This is a genomic window from Salmonella sp. 32070601201500089SM (genome assembly GCF_017573605.1).
Taxonomy (GTDB): Bacteria; Pseudomonadota; Gammaproteobacteria; order Enterobacterales; family Enterobacteriaceae; genus Salmonella; species Salmonella enterica.
The window spans coordinates 26,000-42,530 of record NZ_JAGETK010000008.1; the positions used below are offsets into that span (position 1 = coordinate 26,000).

The 16,531-nt window shown below is 51.0% G+C and carries 12 protein-coding genes and 1 pseudogene; 6 read left to right on the forward strand and 7 right to left on the reverse strand.

Translation table 11 applies throughout. The annotated features are described in order from the left end of the window. Positions 1-154 precede the first annotated feature (154 nt). Positions 155-612, reverse strand: a pseudogene (gene tnpA, locus J4728_RS14050) (IS200/IS605-like element IS200F family transposase). A 412-nt stretch (positions 613-1,024) separates the two neighbouring features. On the opposite strand from tnpA, the gene J4728_RS14055 reads away from it, so the two are divergent. The 3 genes from J4728_RS14055 (at position 1,025) to J4728_RS14065 (ending at position 4,842) form a co-directional block, all read left to right on the forward strand. Further along, a complete protein-coding gene (locus J4728_RS14055; protein WP_208211920.1) occupies positions 1,025-2,032 on the forward strand; it encodes a LacI family DNA-binding transcriptional regulator in 1,008 nt (335 codons plus the stop codon). A gap of 143 nt (positions 2,033-2,175) precedes the next feature. After that, complete coding sequence (gene nhaC, locus J4728_RS14060; RefSeq protein WP_001276626.1) at positions 2,176-3,627, forward strand: Na+/H+ antiporter NhaC; 1,452 nt, start codon at positions 2,176-2,178, stop codon at positions 3,625-3,627. A 12-nt stretch (positions 3,628-3,639) separates the two neighbouring features. Next, positions 3,640-4,842 carry a MalY/PatB family protein gene (locus J4728_RS14065; protein WP_000347148.1) on the forward strand — a complete coding sequence of 401 codons (1,203 nt, stop codon included), beginning with the start codon at positions 3,640-3,642 and terminating at the stop codon, positions 4,840-4,842. 113 nt (positions 4,843-4,955) lie between these two features. On the opposite strand, the gene glgX is transcribed toward J4728_RS14065, so the two are convergent. The 6 genes from glgX to J4728_RS14095 form a co-directional block, all read right to left on the reverse strand. Beyond that, positions 4,956-7,031, reverse strand: coding sequence for a glycogen debranching protein GlgX (glgX, locus tag J4728_RS14070; protein WP_208211922.1), 2,076 nt, complete (start codon positions 7,029-7,031; stop codon positions 4,956-4,958). Between the two features lie 56 nt (positions 7,032-7,087). Next, complete coding sequence (treY, locus tag J4728_RS14075) at positions 7,088-9,616, reverse strand: malto-oligosyltrehalose synthase (RefSeq protein WP_079802288.1); 2,529 nt, start codon at positions 9,614-9,616, stop codon at positions 7,088-7,090. After that, entirely contained in the window at positions 9,613-11,397 is a 1,785-nt protein-coding gene (gene treZ / locus J4728_RS14080; RefSeq protein ID WP_208211925.1) for a malto-oligosyltrehalose trehalohydrolase, read from the reverse strand. Before treZ ends, treY begins: the two co-directional genes overlap by 4 nt. Positions 11,398-11,525: 128 nt before the next feature. Further along, complete coding sequence (locus tag J4728_RS14085; protein WP_000698598.1) at positions 11,526-12,311, reverse strand: OBAP family protein; 786 nt, start codon at positions 12,309-12,311, stop codon at positions 11,526-11,528. Between the two features lie 142 nt (positions 12,312-12,453). Next, positions 12,454-12,783 (reverse strand): acid-activated periplasmic chaperone HdeB, encoded by a 330-nt coding sequence (gene hdeB / locus J4728_RS14090; protein ID WP_001032161.1) that lies wholly within the window; start codon positions 12,781-12,783, stop codon positions 12,454-12,456. A 348-nt stretch (positions 12,784-13,131) separates the two neighbouring features. Continuing rightward, on the reverse strand, positions 13,132-13,563 hold the full coding sequence (locus J4728_RS14095; RefSeq protein WP_000152297.1) for an OsmC family protein: 432 nt from the start codon (positions 13,561-13,563) through the stop codon (positions 13,132-13,134). A 512-nt stretch (positions 13,564-14,075) separates the two neighbouring features. On the opposite strand from J4728_RS14095, the gene bdm reads away from it, so the two are divergent. The 3 genes from bdm (at position 14,076) to J4728_RS14110 (ending at position 16,403) form a co-directional block, all read left to right on the forward strand. Further along, positions 14,076-14,291, forward strand: coding sequence for a biofilm-dependent modulation protein (gene bdm, locus J4728_RS14100; RefSeq protein WP_000495700.1), 216 nt, complete (start codon positions 14,076-14,078; stop codon positions 14,289-14,291). Positions 14,292-14,385: 94 nt separating this feature from the next. Next, complete coding sequence (sra, locus tag J4728_RS14105) at positions 14,386-14,529, forward strand: stationary-phase-induced ribosome-associated protein (protein WP_000841559.1); 144 nt, start codon at positions 14,386-14,388, stop codon at positions 14,527-14,529. Between the two features lie 176 nt (positions 14,530-14,705). Beyond that, the gene (locus tag J4728_RS14110) at positions 14,706-16,403 is read left to right on the forward strand and encodes an NAD-dependent malic enzyme (RefSeq protein WP_000450511.1); all 1,698 of its coding nucleotides are present in this window, start codon (positions 14,706-14,708) and stop codon (positions 16,401-16,403) included. Positions 16,404-16,531 lie beyond the last annotated feature (128 nt).

Consider the following 16,531-nt stretch of genomic DNA (forward strand, 5'->3'; position numbering starts at 1 on the left):
GACAACGGTGTTATTTCTGCGGCATGATATCGCCTGAGCGCCAGTAATAAATATCCTCCGGCATAGCCGGAGGTTTTTCTGATGCGCCTGTAAGGCTCTCTTACCAGCCGCGCCCTAACAGGCGCATACGATCTGACATTTGCATCAAACTTCGTTACTTACGGCCCGTAAACGGGCTGCCCGGATAAGGGATCGATAATTGCTCACCATTTTATCCTCTTCAAGCTGGTGCTTTATGTAGTCCTGTATCTTCGCCGTGTTCTTACCCACCGTATCGACATAGTACCCTCTGCACCAGAACTCCCTGTTCCTGTATTTGAATTTTAGATCCCCAAACTGCTCGTAAAGCATCAGACTACTTTTACCCTTCAGATATCCCATGAAGCTCGACACACTCATCTTCGGCGGGATCTCCAGAAGCATGTGAATATGATCTGCACAACATTCTGCTTCCAGAATTCGTACGTTTTTCCATTCACACAATTTTCTTAATATGCTGCCTACTGCCCTACGCTTCTCTCCATAGAACGCTTGTCTTCGGTATTTGGGCGCGAAAACTATGTGATATTTACAGTTCCATCGGGTGTGCGCTAAGCTCTTTTCGTTCCCCATTGGGACCCCCTTTTGATTTCTTGTTGAACTTTTGCAGTTGCCAGACCGCAAGATGTTTTAACAAATCAAAAGGGGTTTTAATAACTGGCTTAAAGCTGAAAGCTTTTCAGAACCCCCAGCCTGGCTGGGGGGGGGCCATAGACAATAAAAAAGCCGCATGAGCGGCTTCTATCGTACGTACAGTCCAGTACTATGTCAGATCAGGATGAGGATTTAATTTTATTAAATTGCGTCTGGATACTGGTAACGACCCGATCCATCTGTTCTTACTAAAATTTGCAGTTACCAGGATTTAGGATGATTTTAAAAATGTTTATAAATTCAGGCTGCGCCGCAGTGATTGCACTGATTTCCACGTAACATGATAATCAATGGCTTTGATACCCTTTAAACGAACAAATATGAGCTTAACATGGCGACAATAAAGGATGTTGCATCTTTGGCCGGTGTATCAACCGCGACTGTATCACGTGTCATTAACCAGACCGCGTGGGTTGAACCCGTCACGCGCGAACTTGTAGAGAAAGCCATGCGCGATCTCAATTATCGCCGGAATGCCGCCGCTATCGCGCTGGCGAAACGTAGCGGCGATATGCTCGGATTGTTAACCGGCAATCTGGCTGATCCTTTTTTTGCCCACCTTGCTCGCGGCGTAGAAGATGTTTCTCGTAAGCAGCAGTATCGCTTGATGGTATGTAGCGGCGGCCACGATGAAGAAATGGAAAAAGCGGGACTGGATTTTCTGGTTAATCAAGGCTGTGAGGCTATTGTTGTACACGCCAGCCGATTACCGGATAAAGAGCTGCTGCGCTACGCAGCCCACTTTCCAGCGCTGGTTGTTGTTAATCGTTATATCGCCGGTATGGCCAACCGGTGTATCTGGCTGGAAAATCGCAGCGCCGCCAGGGAAGCGACCCGATATCTCCTGGCGAACGGGCATCGGCGCATCGCCTGTGTGACATCTGACTTGCCAATTATCGATCGTCAGGAACGCCTTGATGGTTACCGTGAAGCGCTGGAAGAATATGGTATTTCTCCAGACCCTCGCTGGGTGATTAGCGTTCCGTTTAACGAAGAAGGCGGCGAGCGGGCCGCGCATCAACTTATTAATAGCGGGCTTCCCCTTACGGCAGCGGTCACGTTTAACGATGTGATGGCCGCTGGCATTATGCGTATTCTTCATCAACGCGGCGTTCAGCTTCCGCAACAGCTCTCTATTGTCGGCTTTGATGATGTGGTGCTGGCCCGGTATCTTTATCCGGCGTTAACAACAATGCATTATCCGGTCGAACAAATGGCGCGTTGTGCCGCGCAACTGGCGATACAGTTATACCAGGGCATTACGCCGCCGCCCAGCAGCAATCATTTCAATGCCGAACTGGTGATCCGCGATTCTGTCGCGCCCTATTTTTCACGGTGAATGCGTCGTCAACAGTAAAAACCGTGATGGCTGTCAAATTAACCCTTCTCATGTAATCGGTTACATGGACGAAAGTAATGGATCACAGTAGTGGGAAGCGTATCCCCCTACCCTTGAGCTACCTTACTGACCGGAGCTCCATTATGAGTGCATCACAAAACAAGAAGAAAACGCTGTCATTGGGTTTAGCGCTAATCCCAGTCATCTCCATGTTGCTATTGTTGATTATCGGTTACGGCATCATGGGGCTACGTATCGAACCGCTCCTTCTATGCTCTGCGGCGGTAGCGGCAGGCATTGCATGGTGGCAAGGATACTGTTGGGAAGACATCATCAACTCAGTGGTGGATAAACTGGCTAAGGCAATGCCGGTTATCATGATCCTGATCTGCGTGGGCGGTTTGATTGGCACCTGGATGTTTAGTGGCACCATTCCCTACATGGTGTACTGGGGGCTAAAACTCATAAGCCCGGAATATATTTTGATTGCAGCCTTCTTTTTAACCAGCGTGGTCTCCGTCTGTACCGGTACATCGTGGGGGTCCGCCGGGACGGTTGGCGTTGCGTTAATGGGGGTTGCCGCCGGGCTGGACGTGTCTCTTGCAGCAGCAGCTGGCGCCGTCGTTTCTGGCGCTTATTTCGGCGACAAAATCTCACCGTTGTCCGACTCGACTAACTTTGCCGCGATTGTCGCAGACACTACTCTGTTTGAGCATATTCAGCATTTACTTTGGACGACCCTGCCAAGTTTCCTGCTTGCCGCCGTGGTTTATCTTATCGCCGGACACAGTAATATGCTGGGCGAGGTGGCCACGCCGCAGCGCGTTACGGACATCATCCACTCGCTGGAGTCGCTATACCATTTTAATATTGTTCTTATTTTGCCGCCGATGATCGTACTGTGGGGCGCAATTCGCAAAAAGCCTGTCATCCCATTAATGTTAAGCGCCTGCGTACTTGCCTTGTTCCTCGGCGTCATCATGCAGGGACTGAGCATCAAACAGGGACTGGACGCTTTCATTGATGGATTTGATATCGCCATGTTCCCACAAGGCGCAGAAGGTGTCGTTGCCGATGTTCCGCGACTGCTAAACCGGGGCGGAATGTTCTCGATGATGGGAACAATACTGTTAGTTTTCTGCGCTTTTTCATTTGCCGGAGCGCTAACGTTAACCGGCGCGTTAACGATCATCATTAACCGACTGCTGACCATTATTCATAGCGTTGGTCAACTCATTGCCGCCACTATCGGCACCACAATTTTGGTCACAGGAGCGACCAGCGACGGTAAACTGGCATTGTTAGTTCCCGCCGAACTGTTTAAAGATGCCTATCGTCGTATGGGGCTGGATACTAAAAACCTTTCACGGACGATAGAAGATGCCGGTACCGTTATCGAACCTCTCCTGCCGTGGACCTCGGCTGGCGTCTACATGGCGACCACGCTGGGCGTTAGCACGCTTGATCTTCTGCCTTGGGCTATCCAGTGCTATGCGGCGATCTTCTTCGCATTAATTTATGGTTTTAGCGGAGTTGGTATTGCCAGAACTGCCTCCGCTTCAGAAAAGTCGCCGCAAACGTCAGTGACGAAATAATAAGGAAACAAGATGGATTTTAACCAGATTATCAATCGCAACAATACTGGTTCGGTAAAGTGGGATTTTATTGAGCGTCACTTTGGCGACGGCGCTGGGAAACTGCTGCCGATGTGGGTTTCTGATTTCGATTTTGCCTGCCCGCCTGAGGTTCAGGCGGCATTGCATCAGCGAATCGAGCACGGCGTATTTGGCTATAGCGATCGTGATGAAGCCTATTTTAACGCCCTGCTTCACTGGTTTTCGTCACGCCACCAGCTCACGTTAAAACAGGAATGGGTATGCAGCGTGGAAGGCGTCGTACCAGGGTTGGCACTCTTGGTGCAAATGTTGACGCATCCAGGCGACGGCGTAGTGGTACAGGGGCCATACTATGGCTCCTTCGCCAAAATAATCACGCTTAATGGTAGAAAACTGCTGGAGAATCCCCTTAGCGAGTCGCCGGACGACGGCTACCAGATGGATTTTTGCCAACTGGAAAGGCTGTTTCGCCATGAGCGCCCTCCGCTGATGATTTTGTGTAATCCACATAATCCAACCGGGCGTTGCTGGTCGGCCAACGAGCTGGAGCAACTGCTTTTATTATGTGAAGCTTATGATGTCACTCTCATCTCGGATGAAATATGGGCCGATCTATTGCTGCCCGGCGAAACCTTTACCTCGGTACTGCATTTAGGGGAGCGCTGGCATAAACGGGTCATCTCCGCCACTGCGGCCAGCAAAACGTTTGGCTTATCGTCGTTGCGAATTTCTAATTTTCTCATTCCCGATCCTACGCTTCGCCAGCGATTCCTGTCTCGTCTGGACGCTCATGGGCTGGACGTCTTTAACGCCCTCTCCGTTCAGGCGGCGACTACCGCATGGAATGAAAGCAGACAGTGGCTGGATTCGCTACTGGATTACCTGGCGGAAAACCGCCGCTGGTTTGTTGAACAGGCGACAGAGCACCTTCCCTGGGCAAGAATTGTCCCGGCGCAGGGAACCTATTTATTATGGATGGATTGTAAAAAACTGGGACTGGATGACGAACAGCTAAAATGGGTAATGGCGGATGTCGCGGGTATTGCTCCTTCAATGGGCAGCGGCTTTGGCCCGGCGGGCAGCGGATTTATCCGTTTAAATCTGGGATGTCCACGTACCTACCTTGAAATGGCAATAGACGGCCTGAAGCGAATATCGGTGAAGACAATCAAAGGAATACCAACAGGCGGATGAATTTTTCGGGCGGTAAACTGACAACGGTGTTATTTCTGCGACATGATATCGCCTGAGCGCCAGTAAAAAAACCGGCCATCAAGGCCGGTTGGGTCCGGAGCGCGGTTTCACTATCAGGGGCGTCTGAATAATACGATGCTGCGCCCGGCCAGATCGAAATCCATTTCTTCGGTAATCCGCATTCCCTGCTGCGCGTTATCGGCAGTCGTCAGTTCAAGTACCCAGCCGCCTTCTCCCCACATCGGAATACGGAACGGTACGCTGCCTTCAAACGGATTGAAAAGCAGTAAGGCGTCATGCCAGATCCCCGCTTCCGGCTGAAGATCGGGACGACTAATGCATACGCCTATCGTCGATCCCTCATCCCATTGTTCGGATTGCTGCGCCCCTCCGCCGGCGTTAAACCAGCGGATCTCCAGACCGTCACGCCAGCTTTCCCGGCGCAGCAGCGGTTGCGTGGCGCGCAGTTGAATCAGATGACGGGTAAACTCCCGTAGCGCATTGGCGGTTTCCGGCAAATTATCCCAGTGGACCCACGATATTTCACTGTCCTGACAGTAGCCATTATTATTGCCCATCTGACTGCGGCCAAACTCATCGCCCGCTAATAACATCGGCGTGCCGTGCGAGAAAAGCAAGGTGGTCAGGAAATTGCGTTTCTGTTGCTCGCGTATCGCATTGATGCCTTCGTCGTCGGTTGGCCCTTCTGCGCCATAGTTACAGGAGCGGTTATCATTATGCCCGTCATTATTATCTTCGCCATTGGCTTCATTATGTTTGTCGTTATAAGACACCAGATCGTTCAGCGTGAAGCCGTCATGGGCTGTAATAAAGTTAACGCTTGACCAGGGGCGACGGCCGCGCAAATCATAGAGATCGCCGGAACCCAGCAGGCGTGCGGCGAAATCATTTGTGACGTTGTCACCTTTCCAGTATTCGCGTACCGTATCGCGGTATTTATCATTCCATTCGCCCCACCCTGGTGGAAAGCCGCCAACCTGATAGCCGCCCGGTCCGATATCCCAGGGTTCGCCAATCAGTTTCAGTTTTGCCAGCACCGGGTCTTGCGTTACCGCATCAAAAAAACCGCCTCTCTGATCAAAGCCTTCCGGCTCACGACCAAGAATGGTGCCCAAATCAAAACGAAAGCCGTCGACATGCATTGACTCCGCCCAATAGCGAAGCGAATCCATCACCATTTGCAGTACCCGTGGATGAGAGGTATTGACAGTATTACCTGTCCCTGTATCGTTAATGTAATAGCGATGCTGATCGGGCATGGTGCGATAGTAAGAGAAGTTATCGATACCTTTGAATGACAGCGTGGGGCCAAGTTCATTCCCTTCTGCCGTATGGTTATAGACCACATCCAGTATCACTTCGATGCCGGCATCATGGAAAGCGCGCACCATATCGCGGAATCCCTGAATACCTTTTGGATCATAGTAGCGCGTCGCCGGCGCAAAAAAGCCCAGCGAGTTGTATCCCCAGAAATTTTTCAGTCCTTTATCGAGCAGATGCTGATCGTCCGGGAACCAGTGAACGGGTAAAAGCTCGACGGAGGTAATACCCAGACTTTTAATGTAATCCACGCTGGCTTTATGCCCCATGCCCTCAAACGTACCGCGTAGAGGCTCAGGGATCGCGGAATTAAGCTGGGTAAAGCCTTTTACATGCGTTTCATAAATAATGGCGTTCGACCACGGTATGGAAGGCCGTTGTCTATCCTCCCAATTCGCCTCAGCCGGATCAATCACCCGGCATTTAGGCGTAAATGGCGCGCTATCCTGGTCATCAAAGGTCAAATCTTTATCGTCATGAAGTAATTGATACGCGAAATGCGCATCGTTCCACTGAATATCGCCCACCAGCTCACGGGCATAAGGGTCAATAAGCAGCTTGTTGGGGTTAAAACGATGACCATTTTCCGGGTCATAAGGACCGTAAACGCGGTACCCATACAGCGCGCCGGGCTGCAACTTCGGGACATAGCCGTGCCATATTTCGTCGGTATATTCCGGTAACTCCAGACGAGCGATTTCATGCTCCCCGCTCGGATCGTAAAGGCAAAGCTCGACGCGTTCCGCATGGGCGGAAAAAATAGCGAAATTCACGCCTTCGCCATCATAATTCGCGCCAAGCGTATGGCTGTATCCTGATCTGATTTCAAAAGCCCTGTTTGTTGTCATTCTCTTTCTCCACCCACGGTAAACGTTGTCCTGTCACGGCACATCAACACATAAACTCAGTCGCTCATTAAAACCAGTACGCCGCCCTGATGTGAGGCCAACGACAGGCGTTCACCAGGCATTAACCTCTCCTGGGTAAGCACATTGCGATAACGATGCTGATTAAGCTGTCCGGGTATAATAATGTCGGTTCCTGCCCAGAAACCGCTATGCGATTGTGACAATAAGCCGTCACATTCGGCGAACACCAGTCGGGGCGCAACAACGATCAGCGCATCATCATGATTGACTCTGGCGTAAGCGATGACCTTGTCGGCACGCTGACCAACAGCCCGCAGCGGTATATAGTCGCCAAAACGGAAGAGCTCATGATTCTGCTGACGCAGACGCAGTAATGCAGCGGTGACATACTGATTCACCTGCCCGTTCAGCCAACTCTCTTCGCGCGAGAAAACTCCCGGCGTCAGTTGGTCTAACTGCTGCGCCAGTGTGGCGAAATCCGGTTCGCGGCGGTTGTCGGGATCGACAAGACTAAAATTCAACGCCTCGCTTCCCTGATAGATATCAGGTACTCCCGGCGCGGTTAATTTGATAACGGTCTGCGTCAGGCTGTTAACCAGCCCTGCGCGGATGAAGGGTTGCAAGGAACGATAAAAATCCTGCAAAAATGTCTGATTATCCGGTGCCAGTAAATAACGGGCGTAATCAAGCATTGCCGTTTCGTAAGCCTCATTACTGTCCACCCAATCGGTACGTAGCTTCGCTTCGCGTAGCGCTTTCTCCACAAAGGCTTCAAAGCGTATTTTCAGCGCGTTTAAACCTGTTTCGTCCTGTGGTTGTAGCATCGGGGGCCAGACGCCGGTCAGCGCCTGATATAACATCCACGTATCCGCCGATTTTGGCGCAGTGCCATCATTCAAAAATTTGACATGGGTCTGGTTCATCTGCCGCCAGCGGGCAAGGCATTCGCTCCACTGTTCCGGCGCTTCGGTAAGCGTATACAGGCGTGCTCGCGCATCCTCGCCTCGCTTGGTATCGTGGGTCGACGTACCGGATAACGCATCAGGCTGTCGCGCCTGTCGGGTTTTCATCTCATGGTGAAAGCGTTCGATGGAGAAGTGATGCGTGACGGGCTCGGCGCCAACTTCATTTAACGCCAGTCCCATGTTTTGACGAAAGAAAAGCGTATCCTCTACCGATTTCGCCATCAGCGGACCGGTGAGTTGTTGGAACCGAACGCGAAACTGTGTCGCCTCCTCCTGGCTGGAGGCGGGAACATCGCCGGTAAGAAGACGGCTCAGAAATGTAAGCGCTTCTGGCTGCGGAGGGTTTTCAAGCGTCTTTACCCGTTCCACAATACGGTGTAACAGGCAAATATCGGTCGGCGGTAGCCCTTCTGCCGTGCCGTAAGTGCGATATACGGGAAAGGCAATTAATAACTCGCGTAACGCCTGCCGAACGACGCTCTCTTCCTGTGCGATCTGTAGCTCGCTGGCAATCGACAGCGCAAGCGCGAGCAGCCGGGTAAATTCCCCCTCGAAATTGCGATCGACCATCAGCAATTTAGCCGCCCGTAATTCCGTCCGCATATCCACTGGCGCGCCTTTAACGGTCTCGTAAGCCTGGCGCAGATTGTCTATCTGCTCATCGTCAACCAGCACCTCCGCCAGCGAGGCGATAAATTCATAGCCTGTGGTGCCGGAAACCGGCCAGTCATCAGGAAGCTGCTCGCCTTTAGCGAGAATTTTTTCCACGGTGATATAGCACGCCGGCCCCACTTCCTGACGTAAACGCGCAAGATAGGCTTTCGGATCGGCAAGGCCGTCGATATGATCGATACGTAAACCGTCAACCGCCCCCGTTCTGACCAGCTCCAGAATCAGCCGATGTGTATCGTCGAAGACGGTTTTATCTTCCACCCGCATTCCTACCAGCCCTGTGACCTCAAAGAAACGCCGATATGAAAGCGAGCGAGCGGCATCGCGCCAGGACATTAATTTCCACGGCTGGCGCTCATGCAAATCAGCAATAGCGGCTTTATCGGTAAGCGCCAGTATTTCGGCCTCGCGCCCCTGCCATGTCGCCGGCGCAAGCGGATAATAGTTATCATAATAGGCGAACGCGGGTTTACCCGTAGCGGGATCGGGCTTGATCGCAATTTCTCCGTTTTCCAGCACGGCGTCAAACGTGTCGCCTAAAAAAGGCAGCGTCAGTCGGCGCGACCAGTCAATATCGAAATGGCGCGCGTAACGGCTCTCCTTGCCATATTCAAGCACATCGCGCCACCAGGCGTTTTCCAGCGAGCTGGCCATGTGATTAGGCACAATATCGATGATCAATCCCAGCCCTTGCGCTTTAAGTTCGGCCACCAGTCTTTCAAATCCTTCGCGCCCGCCAATAGAAGGCTCAATCTCATTCGCATCGGTGACATCATAACCATGCGTTGACGCTTTGGTGGCGGTAAAAATGGGTGAGGCATAAAGATGGCTGATACCCAGATTTTTAAGGTAAGGCACCAGCGCCGCAGCGCGGTCGAAGGTCATGCCATTGCGAAACTGAAGACGATACGTTGCAGTTGGGATCATGATGCAGACTCTCCCTGGGCTAAGCGGACAATAAGAGAATGTTGGGAAAGCGACCCGGTGGATTCATTCGGCCAGGCGAAGAGAGTCTTACCCGGTAAATCGGGCAGCAATACCGTCGTGGCGCTAATATTCAGCGCCAGTGACAGTGTTCCTTCCGGAAAACGCCAGCTAACGGCAATAAACCCGGGCGCGGTTTGCAATACCGTTCCTGAGCTCTCACGGGCAGCGGACAACAGCGGCACGATATGCTTCTGGCGCAAAAGCAGTAGTTCGCGGGTAAACGCCAGCCACGCTTTACCCTCTTCACTGTGCTGTTGCTTCCAGTTAAGTTTTGAGCGTTGAAAGGTCTCTGGTGCATTCGGGTCCGGAACATTCTCCCCTGCATGATCGGCAAACTCTTTTGCGCGACCTTCACGAACGGCGCGGGCTAAATCCCCATGGAAATCGGTAAAAAAAAGAAAAGGACGGCTTTCGCCATACTCTTCGCCCATAAAAAGCAGCGGAATATGCGGTGAAAGCAGCAACGTGGCGAGCAATACTTTTGTTCGTTCCGCGCCCGCCAGGGTTATCAGTCTGTCGCCCTGGGCGCGGTTACCGACCTGATCGTGGTTCTGAATAAAATCCACAAAGGCGACCGGGGGTTGTCCGGTACTTTTTACGCCGCGAGGTTCGCCGGTTTGCGGTGAGATTTCCCCCTGATAAGCGAATCCTTCGGCCAGCGCTCTTGCGAGGTGTTTTTCCGGGGCATCAGCAAAATCGTGGTAGTAGGCCTGGGTCTCTCCGGTCGCAAAAACGTGGACGGCATTATGAAAATCGTCATTCCATTCGGCGGTAAACAGCGGCGCATTGCCATCCTGATCTCGGGGATGCAGAGAAATAATATTGCGGCTATCTTCGGTAGTCAGATGAATGGGCCTGTCGGTAATGTCTTCCCGAATACGTTGTGCGATTTCAACCAGCACATGCCTGGCGCTACTGTCCTCAATCTGATCGATAGCGTCAAAGCGTAAGCCGTCGAGATGGTATTCTGTCAGCCAGTATAACGGCGCCTCGATGATATAGCGCCGCACGGCGTCGACATCATAGGCGATACCATTTCCCCACGGCGTCATGCGCTCTTTGTGGAAAAACGCCGGCGCCAATAGCGGTAAATAATTTCCCTCCGGGCCGAAATGGTTCAGCACAATATCCAGGACGACGGAAAGACCATACCCATGCGCGGCGTCAATAAACGCCTTGAAATCATCCGGCGTCCCATAGGCAGAATGCGGCGCGTAAAGCAGTACGCCGTCATAGCCCCAGCCACGCTCGCCGCCAAATTGCGCAACGGGCATCACTTCAATAACGGTAACGCCGAGTTCAGCGAGATAAGGCAGCTTCGCTATTGCGGCGCGGAAGGTGCCTTCCGGAGTGAACGTGCCTGTATGCATCTCATACACCACGGCCTGCTCCCAACGGCTACCTTTCCACCCGGTGTTGCGCCACGTGTAGCTGCCTGGATCAACCACATATGACGGACCGTTGACGTCAGTTTTTTGGGCGCGGGAAGCCGGATCGGGGACCACCATGCCATCGTTGAGTACAAAGTTATACTCCGTACCTGGCGTCACCCCGGAGACGTCCAGCGTAAACCAGCCGTCACCGCTCGCCTGCATTTCCTGGTCTTTACCCGCAAGCCTGAGCATAACCTTTTGCTGACCGGTGGCCCAAAGACGAAAGCGGACAACATCAGCGGCGATATATTCAGCCCCCCAGCTTTTGCAAAAAATTTTTGAACTCATTTGTCGCTCCGTTTAACCCATAACCTCTACAGCATCCGAAAAACAAGCATAGACTATGGGGCTAATTTTTACGTGACACTGTCACTTAACAGGCATTCTTTTTCCTATCTGCGTGTAAAATCGTCGAATTATTGTCGGGATTGCTCAGATGTACCGAAGTGCGCGGTATCGCCTCGCCCGTGTTCGCCAGAGCCCTGAACACGCTGTAGCTGGATAACCTCCCCCTGCTCCCAGGCGTTAGCCCCCTTAACAACGGGATGTTCAGGCAGATCCTGCCGCTCGCGTTTAATGGCCTGGGTATCAATTCCCAGACGGCGATCCCGATCGGCCAGCAGCGCGGGGTCAAGCTGCCCGTCGCCAGTAAAGCCCATCATCAGCGCAGGGATACCCATTGGCAGGGTTTTATCCCGGTCGGTATGCCAGGTGTGCCAGGTCTTGCCATAAGTATTAACAATCTTACTCATCAACGCTTTATCAGCGACCTGCGGTAAGCCAGGCGCCACCAGGCTACCGGATTTCACCTCGTACTGGTGGCTGTGCCACAGTTTTTTCTCCTCGGGAGGAAGCGTTTTAAATAAACGTTCGCTGATAATGTACTCCACCCCCATCAGGCGCGCGTTTTTCGTATTGCCGTCGTAAATCACCGCCTGCATGACATCTTCGTTCAGGACGGTAACGTAATGGTGCGCTTCCATCTGTCCGTTTTTATCACCGCTATAAAAATGGAACCCGTCAAGGTAGGTACTGATGGCATCGACAGGTGGTCTGGATTGAATAGCCGCCGCGCCTGTTTCCAGGGTACGTAATTTGGCAGAGGTTTTTTCCCCGGGAATAGGTGTTTGCGGCGGCGTATTATTGGCGCCGCATCCGGCCAGAAAAGGAATGATAAAGAGTGCCAGCGGTAAAATTTTCATTAGGTCTCCATATAGTGAAAGGGCTCTAATGAAAATAGTGCAATACCACGTGATTGGTAGAAGAAATGGAAGATGTTATTTGTGACGGTGTCACAAATAGTAAAACCCGACACACAGGCCGGGTTTTGATATCAGTTTACTCTTATTTTGAGAGTTCTTTCTTGATTTCGTCTTTTATTTTGCTTAATTCACTCTGCGGGTTTTTCTTACAAAGCTCAACGGCTAGCGGCACTGCTGTCGTCTCAGTTTCCTGGAAATCTACGTAGTCCCCGCCTTTAAAATCTTCATCTTCATTCAGCACCCAGAAAGCGACTGGCGCCATCGTCTGCGGATTGAGGTCAACAAACTCCTGGCAGCTCATACCTTTAGGCGTAACGTTTGTTTTAGTAGTATCTGTTGCCGCATTCACGCTAACACTGGTTACCAGCGCTGCCACGATAATACCTGCTGTAGCAAGGGAGAATTTATTCATTGTTGTTGCTCCAATAATTATATAAATAACCTCTACATCTGCGCGTTAACCCGTTAATGTAGAACACAGAAAATAATACCCCTCCTCTCTCAGGAATAAAGATCACCCTCCGTGATATGGCTATTATTGATATTTACGTTGACTGATTTTGATGTTTGATGAATAAAGCAACATGGCGAGCAGATTTTAAGGCGAAAAAGTAGGCCACGACAATGCCGCAGACGTGGTCTACGGCGCGTTGAGGTGATAGAAATACGGCAGGATCTCAGATAGACCGGGAGCGAGCCCTCCGTCTGAAAGTATATTCATCAGCCCGATCAACCCATCGTTACCGGGCTGGAGAGGTTATCAGGCGTTAAGCTGGTAGTCGAGGGTGATTTCCGCATTCAGAACCTGCGATACCGGGCACCCGGCTTTTGCTTTCTGGATGATTTGATCGAAAGTTGAAGCATCAATATCTGCTACCGCGACTTTGCTTTGTAGCGCAATTTTGGTAATGGCGAAGCCCGCCTCCACCTTATCAAGCGATACGTCAGCGGTGGTGTCAATGGATGTCGGCGTAAATCCAGCCTCTCCCAGCATGAGTGATAGCGCCATGGAGAAACAGGCCGCATGTGCGGCGCCAATTAACTCTTCCGGGTTGGTTCCCTGCGCGCCTTCGAACCGGGTATTGAATCCATACGGTTGTTGATTAAGCACGCCGCTTTCTGTTGATACAGTACCTTTACCCCGTTTGATGTCGCCTTCCCAGTGTGCCTGACCTTTCTTATGGATTGTCATTTTTGCTCTCCTGTTGGCTCAAAAAATAAAGTATAGACCATGCTGCTAATCTGCGTTGTCCATGCCGATGGAGGTAGCATGTTGTCGATTACCCGCACTTCAGATATAGAAAATAGTTGTATGCTTTTTCAGTGATGAATATTAAACCAACAGGGCTCCCTTTCTTTAAAGAATATATCCCTCCTTTTGTCCTTACTTTTTCTTCTGGAGGCGTATTCCATTATGTATATTTTATATGTATATTGAGATTTATCCTATCCCATTGTAATAAAGGATAAAAATCACAATAAGTAGCCTTTTAAATGTATATTAATTGACCACTATTTGTATGAGGATATGTAATTGGCAAACGTAATATATTTTCTTCAGGGGTAAACAATTAGAGTTCCGCCTTGCGTTAAAATAACTCCAGGACTAATCTTAACCACAGCCGCAAAAATATTTGCCATGCTGAATACGAATTAATTTTCTGCGAGCCGTACTAAATAAATACATGTTCACGGAGGCATTATATGTTTACTTATCACTCAGCAAATACCTCAGCAGCACAACCGGCCCTGGTCAACGCGATTGAACAAGGATTACGCGCGGAGTTAGGCGTTGTCACTGAAGATGATATTTTAATGGAGCTGACCAAATGGGTTGAGGCTTCCGACAATGACATCCTCAGTGACATCTACCAGCAGACCATCAACTATGTGGTAAGCGGGCAGCACCCGACTCTGTAAAACCTGCTATGCTGTATCGGCAACCTTAGGGGTTACGTTTCTTTCGCGTAAGCGAATTTGTCCTTAAAACTAGCAACAGGATTGAGGAGTTAACATGAAATCGAACCGTCAGGCTCGTCATATACTTGGACTGGATTACAGAATTTCCAACCAGCGTAAGGTTGTTACTGAAGGCGACACCAGCAGCGTGGTGAATAACCCAACCGGCAGAAAGCGCCGCGCCGATAGCCAAAAGTAATCGTACAGTCCTGAAATGACGTTAAACACCATTGCATCTGCAATGGTGTTTTTGTTTATAGGAATGACCTTAACGTCTCACAATGCTTTATACTCAGGGTCGGTTCCCTGGTGGAAGGCAATATATGATGATAAACGACGGTGCCAGGGACAGTTATTCGAAAAAGAGTGAGTAACATGGAAACTACAACCAAGAAAGCACGTTCCCTTTATATCCCTTACGCTGGCCCTGTATTGCTGGAGTTCCCCCTGTTAAACAAAGGCAGCGCTTTTAGCGTAGAAGAGCGCCGTAACTTCAATTTGTCAGGGCTGCTGCCAGAGGTCGTCGAGTCGATTGAAGAACAGGCCGAACGCGCCTGGCTCCAGTATCAGGGGTTTAAAACAGAAATCGATAAGCATATTTACCTGCGTAACATCCAGGATACCAACGAAACGCTCTTTTATCGACTGGTGCAAAACCATCTTGAAGAGATGATGCCGGTTATCTATACCCCGACCGTGGGCGCGGCCTGTGAGCGCTTCTCTGAGATTTATCGCCGGGCGCGCGGCGTATTTATCTCTTATCCGAACCGTCACAATATGGACGACATTTTGCAGAATGTGCCTAACCACAACATTAAAGTTATTGTGGTGACGGATGGCGAACGGATTCTGGGGCTTGGCGATCAGGGCATCGGCGGGATGGGGATCCCTATCGGTAAGCTGTCATTATACACAGCCTGCGGCGGCATTAGTCCGGCCTATACCCTTCCCGTTGTGCTGGATGTCGGCACCAACAATCAACAGTTACTCAACGATCCGCTTTACATGGGCTGGCGTCATCCGCGCATTACCGACGATGAGTATTATGCGTTTGTCGATGAGTTTATTCAGGCCGTTAAGCAGCGCTGGCCAGATATCCTGCTACAGTTTGAAGATTTCGCGCAGAAAAACGCAATGCCGCTGTTGACGCGCTATCGTGATGAGATTTGCTCCTTTAACGATGATATTCAGGGCACCGCAGCCGTGACCGTCGGTACGTTGATCGCCGCCAGCCGCGCTGCCGGCAGTCAGCTTAGCGAGCAGAAAATCGTTTTCCTCGGCGCGGGTTCCGCCGGATGTGGGATTGCTGAACAAATCATCGCGCAGACTCAGCGTGAAGGTTTAAGCGAAGATGCCGCCCGACAGAACGTTTTTATGGTCGATCGCTTCGGCCTGTTGACGGACCGGATGCCTAATTTATTGCCGTTCCAGGCAAAACTGGTGCAGAAATGCGACAATCTCCAGCACTGGGATACCGAAAATGACGTGCTGTCGCTGCTGGATGTGGTGCGTAACGTGAAGCCGGATATCCTGATCGGGGTTTCCGGCCAGACCGGGCTCTTTACTGAAGAGATCATCCGCGAGATGCATAAGCATTGCCCTCGCCCGATCGTCATGCCGCTCTCTAATCCCACCTCTCGCGTGGAGGCCACGCCACAGGACATTATCGCCTGGACGGAAGGCAACGCGCTGGTGGCAACCGGCAGTCCATTCTCGCCGGTCATCTGGAAAGATAAGGTTTATCCGATCGCACAATGTAATAACGCCTATATTTTCCCCGGCATCGGACTTGGGGTTATCGCTTCCGGCGCATCGCGCATTACTGATGAAATGCTGATGTCAGCCAGTGAGACGCTGGCGAAACATTCTCCGCTGGTGAATAACGGCGAAGGATTAGTGTTACCAGCGCTTAAAGACATCCAGGTCGTGTCGCGCGCTATCGCTTTTGCCGTAGGTAAAATGGCGCAGCAACAAGGCGTAGCGGTGAAAACCTCAGCGGAAGCGCTGCAACAGGCGATTGACGATAACTTCTGGAAACCGGAATACCGCGACTACCGTCGGACTTCCATTTAATACGTACCCGGCGGTGAATGCCGCCGGATATCACTTTCTTCTTTAGTTTTAGTGAGTCTGTCGACACACCTGAATTCCTTTCCCTGCTTATTTGTCAAGCTACTAATATTAGCCACCTTTATGTATTG

What these genes read in the sequence shown, in the direction of transcription:
- glgX (WP_208211922.1), bottom strand. Translation starts at nt 7,031, where the DNA reads ATGACAACAAACAGGGCTTTTGAAATCAGATCAGGATACAGCCATACG.
- bdm (WP_000495700.1), top strand. Translation starts at nt 14,076, where the DNA reads ATGTTTACTTATCACTCAGCAAATACCTCAGCAGCACAACCGGCCCTG.
- hdeB (WP_001032161.1), bottom strand. Translation starts at nt 12,783, where the DNA reads ATGAATAAATTCTCCCTTGCTACAGCAGGTATTATCGTGGCAGCGCTG.
- treY (WP_079802288.1), bottom strand. Translation starts at nt 9,616, where the DNA reads ATGATCCCAACTGCAACGTATCGTCTTCAGTTTCGCAATGGCATGACC.
- nhaC (WP_001276626.1), top strand. Translation starts at nt 2,176, where the DNA reads ATGAGTGCATCACAAAACAAGAAGAAAACGCTGTCATTGGGTTTAGCG.
- J4728_RS14085 (WP_000698598.1), bottom strand. Translation starts at nt 12,311, where the DNA reads ATGAAAATTTTACCGCTGGCACTCTTTATCATTCCTTTTCTGGCCGGA.
- sra (WP_000841559.1), top strand. Translation starts at nt 14,386, where the DNA reads ATGAAATCGAACCGTCAGGCTCGTCATATACTTGGACTGGATTACAGA.
- J4728_RS14110 (WP_000450511.1), top strand. Translation starts at nt 14,706, where the DNA reads ATGGAAACTACAACCAAGAAAGCACGTTCCCTTTATATCCCTTACGCT.
- treZ (WP_208211925.1), bottom strand. Translation starts at nt 11,397, where the DNA reads ATGAGTTCAAAAATTTTTTGCAAAAGCTGGGGGGCTGAATATATCGCC.
- J4728_RS14065 (WP_000347148.1), top strand. Translation starts at nt 3,640, where the DNA reads ATGGATTTTAACCAGATTATCAATCGCAACAATACTGGTTCGGTAAAG.
- J4728_RS14095 (WP_000152297.1), bottom strand. Translation starts at nt 13,563, where the DNA reads ATGACAATCCATAAGAAAGGTCAGGCACACTGGGAAGGCGACATCAAA.
- J4728_RS14055 (WP_208211920.1), top strand. Translation starts at nt 1,025, where the DNA reads ATGGCGACAATAAAGGATGTTGCATCTTTGGCCGGTGTATCAACCGCG.